This window comes from Verrucomicrobiota bacterium, from assembly GCA_039192515.1.
Lineage (GTDB): Bacteria > Verrucomicrobiota > Verrucomicrobiia > Methylacidiphilales > JBCCWR01 > JBCCWR01.
In genome coordinates this window covers 1-7,582 of record JBCCXA010000066.1, presented here as the reverse complement: position 1 = coordinate 7,582, position 7,582 = coordinate 1, and the positions used below count along the sequence as shown (strand labels likewise).

9 protein-coding genes and 1 pseudogene are annotated in these 7,582 nt (G+C 43.1%); 4 read left to right on the top strand and 6 right to left on the bottom strand.

What is annotated here, in order from left to right; translation table 11 throughout:
- Positions 1 to 61: 61 nt before the first annotated feature.
- A complete protein-coding gene (locus tag AAGA18_15475) occupies positions 62 to 871 on the top strand; it encodes a hypothetical protein (protein MEM9446741.1) in 810 nt (269 codons plus the stop codon).
- A 236-nt stretch (positions 872 to 1,107) separates the two neighbouring features.
- On the opposite strand, the gene AAGA18_15470 is transcribed toward AAGA18_15475, so the two are convergent.
- The 6 genes and pseudogenes from AAGA18_15470 to AAGA18_15445 form a co-directional block, all read right to left on the bottom strand.
- Entirely contained in the window at positions 1,108 to 1,272 is a 165-nt protein-coding gene (locus AAGA18_15470) for a hypothetical protein (GenBank protein ID MEM9446740.1), read from the bottom strand.
- Positions 1,273 to 1,292: 20 nt separating this feature from the next.
- Positions 1,293 to 1,628, bottom strand: a pseudogene (locus tag AAGA18_15465) (magnesium chelatase domain-containing protein).
- A gap of 143 nt (positions 1,629 to 1,771) precedes the next feature.
- On the bottom strand, positions 1,772 to 3,058 hold the full coding sequence (locus tag AAGA18_15460) for an SUMF1/EgtB/PvdO family nonheme iron enzyme (protein MEM9446739.1): 1,287 nt from the start codon (positions 3,056 to 3,058) through the stop codon (positions 1,772 to 1,774).
- A gap of 107 nt (positions 3,059 to 3,165) precedes the next feature.
- Positions 3,166 to 3,858, bottom strand: a complete 693-nt coding sequence (locus AAGA18_15455; protein ID MEM9446738.1) for a DUF4760 domain-containing protein — start codon at positions 3,856 to 3,858, stop codon at positions 3,166 to 3,168.
- 1,563 nt (positions 3,859 to 5,421) lie between these two features.
- Positions 5,422 to 5,601, bottom strand: coding sequence for an ATP-binding protein (locus AAGA18_15450; GenBank protein ID MEM9446737.1), 180 nt, complete (start codon positions 5,599 to 5,601; stop codon positions 5,422 to 5,424).
- 26 nt (positions 5,602 to 5,627) lie between these two features.
- Positions 5,628 to 5,810, bottom strand: a complete 183-nt coding sequence (locus tag AAGA18_15445) for a hypothetical protein (GenBank protein ID MEM9446736.1) — start codon at positions 5,808 to 5,810, stop codon at positions 5,628 to 5,630.
- A gap of 361 nt (positions 5,811 to 6,171) precedes the next feature.
- Between AAGA18_15445 and AAGA18_15440 the strand changes: the two genes are divergently transcribed.
- The 3 genes from AAGA18_15440 to AAGA18_15430 all read left to right on the top strand — a co-directional run.
- Positions 6,172 to 6,519: a hypothetical protein gene (locus tag AAGA18_15440; GenBank protein ID MEM9446735.1), complete on the top strand. Its 348-nt coding sequence runs from the start codon at positions 6,172 to 6,174 to the stop codon at positions 6,517 to 6,519.
- A gap of 156 nt (positions 6,520 to 6,675) precedes the next feature.
- On the top strand, positions 6,676 to 7,020 hold the full coding sequence (locus tag AAGA18_15435) for a histidine triad nucleotide-binding protein (protein ID MEM9446734.1): 345 nt from the start codon (positions 6,676 to 6,678) through the stop codon (positions 7,018 to 7,020).
- Between the two features lie 195 nt (positions 7,021 to 7,215).
- Positions 7,216 to 7,582: photosystem II q(b) protein (locus tag AAGA18_15430; protein MEM9446733.1), on the top strand; the 367-nt coding region annotated here is incomplete at its 3' end.

The window sequence follows — 7,582 nt, the reverse complement described above, 5'->3', positions numbered from 1 at the left end:
CCAACAATAGAGAGATTTCAATGACTCACATTACTATCTCCGTAGTTGAAGGAGAACGACTATGAATAATGTAGTCCTTAGCCCAAAAGAGCGGGATGACGTATTAACCCTGCTGAGCGATCTTCCCTCCTGGGATGTTCTAAAACAATGCACTACCGAGGGACAGCAAGAATGGGTGTTGAAAATTCGTCAGCATTATCGAGAGTTAGGTCACAGTTTGAACCAATACTTCACTGGGCAAGCACATCGTTTTAGTGAGGACCTACCCGAGCCCTTAAAGGAGGACCTCCTGAATCAACGGGATCGTTGGCTTCAGTTCTATAAGGTGATTCAGCTTGAATGGAATGATATTCATCAACGACTGATCGCAGTTCTGAAACCTGACATCGTTGAACAGTTTGGCGAGTTATTCGCTACTCCAGGTGTAGCTTTATTACTGTGCATCCATCAGGAAAGCGTGTTAGCTTGCGCCCCTGTCTTCGAAGCGTACTTCCGATGGACACCTTCGGAAGGTAGAAAGACTGATAAATTGCTGCGGAAACGTGAGGAACTCTTAAACACCCGTAAGCTCACAAAAGCTCAGCGATTGCAGCTGAACAACGCGGATAAATATCTCAATCCAAAACAGGATTGGAACATGCAGTATTACTGGTTGTATCCGCTATGTCTTGGTGCAGCGCAAGACATTCAAAAAAAGAACAGGCGGCTCAAAACGTATATGAGAGAGCTAGGGATTATCGAGGGTAAGCAATGGCTATTAGTCAACAAGTATGTAAGCTCTCAACGGCATGGAATTCAAGGATTTGAGTGGAAAAATGGTGTGTCTAGTCCCATGAGCAAACATGGTGGCGTTTCTGAGAAAGCTGCTTAACATTACTTCGCAATAGATATACACTTTCGTTTTTGCCCGTCTGAAACCCTTTATTTACAGTAGTTTTGAAATATCCAGTCTGGTTTTTGTGACTGGATGCCCTAAAAACAGAAAAACCCACACCCCTCTAACTTTTGCCGAGCACGAGGATGTGAGTTTTTCCGAAATAGGGCCACCACTTAGCAGAGGAAGGCCTTACTAAATGAGTAACATACCGATTCGAATCTGTCCCCATTCTAGCCTTTGTTCGAGGATTTGGAACAAAGGCTTAGGTTGGTATCGAGTTCTAATTCGCAGGACCCCAGCTCAAGTTTATGAGGACGCAAGTAGGCGTCATCGAGCAAAGCAGCAGCAAGGACAGCAACAGCAGAAACCCCAATCAGATAAGGAGAACGCAGCATGAACCTGACATCGTTCACTTATCTAGGGATAATTCTCCCAGCAGCAGGTAATCGTTTAAGCTCTCCTGGCTGACGATATCCGCTGCTGCCAGAATACCAATGGCAATGGGTAAGTCGTAGATGGGTCCTTCTTTGCGCACATCCGCAGGGGTAAGATTTACGACCACTTTGCGCATGGGGAAGGGAAATCCAGCGTTTTTCAGTGCTGCCTTGACCCGCTCCCGTGATTCTTGCACAGCCGTATCGGGTAAACCGACCACAACAACGCCGGGTAAGCCACCCGAAAGGTCCACCTCCACACCGACTTTTAGGGCATCAATACCGACTAACGATGCACTCCAGATTCTTGAAAGCATTGCAGGAACCTACATGTTTATGTAGAGTGCCCAGCAACGTAGATGAGAACCATCCAATAAGCATTTACACTTAGCAATACGTTTTGTGCTAATTGATTTAGCAAACAATTAAGAAACCGACAGGAGAACATAACCCAAGAGAGTTAGATAGAGTTTTGAAGTGGGCAAACAACGCGAAATCCATAGTAATTACGACGATTACTTACACCACTACTAATTCTGTAAGTCGAGCGGCAATACCTTGAATTACAGTCTCTCCACGCGCCTCCCCGAAGAACTCTGAGACCTGAATTAATTTTCTCTAGCCAGGGCAATCCATTTCGGGGGGCATTATGGTAAGAATTATGCCAGTGGTCTTGACACCACTCATAAACGTTGCCATGCATATCATAAAGCTGAAACTCATTAGCTGGAAAGCTACCTACAGAGGTTGTATCATTTCCATTAAAATTTGCCAGCTTATCAGTTAGTTCTTCTCCAAAATAAAATGAAGATTTTGTTCCTGCTCGGCATGCATATTCCCATTCAGACTCACTAGGTAAGCGGAACTCCATACCTACTAGTTGAGTAATTTTTTCACAAAACGATTTTGCATCATTCCAAGATACATTTGTCACTGGGTGACTAGCCTCTTGGTCTGAGAAATAACTTGATTTCTTTCCCATTATCACTTGATATTGAGCTTGGGTTACGGGATAAATACTCATCCAAAAACCTGGAATATTCACCTCGTGCTGAGGTTTCTCGGCCCCATCGCTGTCCTTATCACAATCAGGAGCACCCATTTGAAATTTTCCGCTAGGAATGCAGCTTAGAGTAATGCTGATGCCATAATTTAAATCTATGGTCTTGAGTTTTTTATTCACATAGCTCTTAAGCTCATTTTCTCGTTCTATTCCAATAGTGAGAGTAGATTGAGATGTTATTTGGAATCCTGGCTCAGGATTTGACTTTGCTACCTTTAAAGAACTTTCAAGATTTTTGACCAGCCTATTCATATCATTATGAAAGCGCGGATCATAGCCCACTTCGATCCCATTACGCCGAACAAGTGGCTGCAATGACTTTGGCAGTTGAGAACGACAAGGCATGCTAGCACCTTGTAATAACAGGGGAATCACTGGAATATTTCGCTGCAGAGCTGATTCCACCTCAATCCTGACAAAGTCATCAGGCTTATCAAGCCGACGGACACCATCTTTATCTGTTACATTTAGCCAAGTCTTACCAATTGCAACCAACACTACTTCGCACTGGCTTACGGCCTGGTCCAGATACTCTGCAAAGTTAACCCCAAAAGGGATGCTATCCACGTCCTTAAAAACACGGTCTCGACCGAATTTAGCCACTAAACGATCATAAATTCGACCGGTCTCAGCAATACTATCACTGCGACGATAGGAAATAAATATCAATCCTGGGCTCAACACGAGTTAATCTGAAGGTTGAAAAATACAAAGCAAGTCGAAAGAAAATGATTATCTGTTGTTGTAATAGTTTCATTTGCGATAGTAAAAAGGGAAACTATTTTTTTAGTCTATTTCTTTAAACCATTCGACCAACCTCTATAGAGATTGGTTAGTTCTAAATATAAATTTGGATTTCTATGATCAACACGTCTTCTTTCAATCCATGACAAGAAAACCGTTAAATAATCCTCAACAATGCCTTCATAATAACCACGGATAATTCCCTCATCTACAAAACCCCGATTCACAACTAATGCCATCTCTTCAAGAAAGCTTAAAACTTCAACAACAGCCCACCGAGTCTCATCATCTTCCAACTCTTTTTTGACATACTCCTCTTTTCCTTCCAATCTGTTAAAGGCAGCGGTTAAAATCTGAGTTGGTCGACTCTTCGGAAGATTACCAGCACTCCATCTCGAGATATAAGAGAGCGCTCTATTATTCTTTTCCTCCAAAGTACTAGCAACGATTGTTTTCTCCAAAGTACCAGCTGCTAGTGCACTACCGATAAATGTTAGTGCATCACTAATAGATGCTAGTTCATAACCAACATAGGAAATGCTAAGAACACATGCAGCGATAGCAAATATTCCTACAGAAGGTTGCAAGACCTCTTTTAGCTCTAGCTCAACTTGTGAGTAGTAGATTAAAATTCCTGCACATATAACAGCAGAAGCAACACTTATAAAAACCGCAATAAATGCCACTTGTAATATGACAAGATATGACGCTTTTGGAAGCGACTTCGTTGCATATTTCATGAGTAAATAATCAATTTTCAGGAACACAGATGCTTTAGCTTTAGCATAAAAAGAGGCACTTTTTAAGTAACCTGTCTTGCCTTAAAGGAGTATTGACATTTGCATCATGCGCACAATGCTACCCATAAATTCCCAGTGTGATATCAGTCACAAAAATTGTAGCTTCAACTAACTTGGTAACATTGATACGCCTCATTGAGTGAGATTCAATCACTTGGTAATTATACTGAGGCACCAGAAGATGGTGCTTGGTGTATAGGAGTTCCAAGAAAAGACCGTTGGAGGCTAGAAGTGTGCTACTTTACGTTTGCTATAAACACGTAAGATACTTTGACGGAGGTGATAGTGGTAAATGATATCGAGAGTACTTCAAAACTGAATAGTTATGCTCTAATCCGCCGCTGTTAGCGTTATTCTAGTCGCAAAGCTTCTGCAATAGTCAGTATGCATAAATGCCTCATCTAATAATTATTCAGAGAACCATTTAAACACTTGCTCTTAAAGGTTTACCGCCATGGTGTTCCCTCTGACTATTTGGCATTGTCTGTCTATTTGTTAATTCAGAATAGGATCGTCCCTAATAGGTATCAACAAAAGAAAACTATCATGATCCCGATATACCCATCAGTTCAGGTTTATCTGCTCCTTCAGAAAATCTGAGCTGGTTTGTTAAGTGAAAATCGGTATAGGTTAAGAGATTTTTTTTTGAGATTTCCGAACAAAAGAAGCAGCTTTTCAATCCACGATGAGATTAAGTAAGGATCAAGCTTAACCTGTACTCAGGTTTGCTCAAGGGCGTGTATGGTTCTTCGTAAATTCAGTAGCCAAAAGTATGCGATATTTCTTTAATAGTTCTACTGGGTTTGTATCAGATAAAGGTATAAATCTTAAACAACTGAACAGTACAATCACTTGATCACTTTGTGGACTCAACGCCTAAAAAGCACCAGAGGCAATTATTCGCATAGAGTATCTAAGTCAAAAAATAGTAACTCCCCCTTTCTTATAAAGGGGGAGTGTTTGAATAAGGTATAAATTGCTACCTACCACTGTCACCACCAAAACAACACATGGCGTCCTCCTAATACTAGCGGGTTCACTTGGTGTAGAGATTAGTTAACAGATGAGCATAAAATCTTCATAAGAAAAATGTGCCCTGAGATACACAACCACATTCCATAGGAAATTGATAAATGCAAGCTTGCAAGAGAATTACGAGTAATCGATTATACAAGCTACACCCAGAAAAATTAGAGGCTCATGGTACACCTTTCGATACCGTTTGTAAACGGTCAGGATTAAATTAATTACAGAGACAATGAAAAATCCATTAACACTCTCAGTCACATAGGCTATGAGTCTTCCGATTCTGTGTTTGACTAAGGTTCTGCTAACTGTAGTTATTGGCGGCATGATTCTCTTAAGAGGCTCTAACACCTTAAAGGCAAGAGGTTTTACCTGCGAAATCGCCAGGTGGGGATAGCTCATATGGCTATTGGGCTGCTATTTTAGTGACCCCATGAATCATAGTCAGCATCAAAGAAACTTACTATTGAGCCACCACTACCCGGTCAGTTGATCTGAGCAGAGCATTGCATAGCCTTTATCCGTCGATAGCTTGCGAGCCGGCATGATTTTACCGCTGCCTGGCGGCCCTACAAAAATGAGATTTTGCCCGCCGGCAGCTGCAATTTCTAGTGCCCGTCGTCCCTGAGCCTGACCTTTGACATCCCATAAATCCACCGCATAGGACTGGCTTGCACCAATGCCTAACGCCCGTCAACCGTCAGCGGTGTCACATCACCAGGGTTGTTCAGAAAGTCCACCACATCGGTGATTGCCTTAAATCCATATACCGAAAGGCCAGTTACAACTGCCACTTCCTGAGCATTGTCCTCTGGAACGATCAGGCCCTTAATACCCAGCGGAGGCGCTGCCGCTGCGAACTCCATAAGGAGCAAAAATCATCTGAGCTTTCGCGGCTAACGATATCAGTCGCCGCTAAAATGCCAATGGCAATAGGCACACATCGTTTGAGGCATAACCGTCTCAACCCAAGTAGCCGCTAGGATGAAGATCACAATCCCAGACTATGAAGTGTGGTATTTCATATTTGCGAGTGTTTCGCAGCTTTATTTATATGGGGACCAATTTAAACCGGGAAATTTCGGTGAGGTAGGAATCTAGAATATAGGAGCTAGAAGCATTGCCCCCAATATATTCTATCTCCTTTCCCCAGCATTACTTCTCGCCTTGAGTTGATACCCGTGATCAGCAGTATCAGTATTACTTTAAGAATCAGGCTTAAAAACTATGTTGACGACTTCCAAACCCTCAGACGTCGCCATCACTATTCGTGAAAAGCAGCTTGCAGACGAGCATATGCAAGATGTGGAACTGCTATTAGAAAACATGTTTAAACGGGAAGAAGCGACGCTCCAGCTCGTTCTAGATCGCCTCTACGATATTGGTTCCAATAACCTGATCAACTATCGCGTCAAACCGCGCCGTCTCAATCGGCTAATGAAATGGATTGCCCGGCTAACTAAACCCGCCTTTCATTACTTTGCCGTGCGCTGGTCTAAAAAAAACTGCCCCAAGTTAATCGCTAATTGGCTTTACAGCCAGGTACAGTTTCCACAACCACCAGCGGGCAAGTAAACCTAAAGCTGAAACTATAAAGTTTGGCTTGAGGCAGACCATGGGCAATCAGCATTGCCTACTGCCTGCTATGCACCGCCCAAAGACCGAAAATTTTAGCCTTTTTCATACCTCACCAGCCTTTACAATGCGAAGCGTTGTGCCCGTCGACGCGCCATGAGTGAAGATACGATTTTTGGCAAAATTATCCGCAAAGAAATTCCTGCAGACATCGTGCATGAAGATGAGCTGTGCCTAGCATTTCGAGACATCAATGCCCAGGCACCCACCCACATCCTGGTCATACCTAAAAAAGCAATTCCTAAACTCAGCTCCGTTGCTGAGGAAGATAAGGAACTGCTCGGACATATGTTACTGACTGTAAACTCAATTGCTCAAAAAGAAGGGCTGGAGAATGGCTACCGAGTCGTGATTAATACCGACCAAGATGGCGGACAAACCGTCTTTCATCTCCATATGCACCTATTGGGAGGCCGTTCACTAAGCTGGCCACCTGGTTAAGAAAATTGAGTGCTCACTCAGCTTATACATAGAAATGTATCAATGTCGGAAGTTTCGTATCCTACCCCTACAATCCGCTAAGCATATTTACTAATCTTATAAACGAGTCTTCCTTTACTTATTTAGCGACTTGGGGTTTCTCATAGTTGCTTGCCTTCACAAGGGCGGCTCGTGTTTATATCTTCATTCATCACTATGACTTCTACTTTGCAATCCCGTGACCGGGCTGGCATGTGGGATCAGTTTTGTAATTGGATCACCAGCACCGACAACCGCATTTATGTAGGTTGGTTTGGTGTTCTGATGATTCCTACATTGCTGGCTGCTACTGCTTGCTTTGTCATCGCATTCATCGCTGCTCCTCCCGTTGATATTGACGGTATTCGTGAGCCCGTTGCTGGTTCGTTGCTGCTGGGCAACAACATCATCTCCGGTGCAGTAATTCCTTCCTCTAACGCTATCGGTCTGCACTTCTATCCCATCTGGGAAGCTGCTTCTCTAGATGAGTGGTTGTACTACGGTGGCCCTTACCAGTTGATCATCTTCCACTTCCTCATTGGCT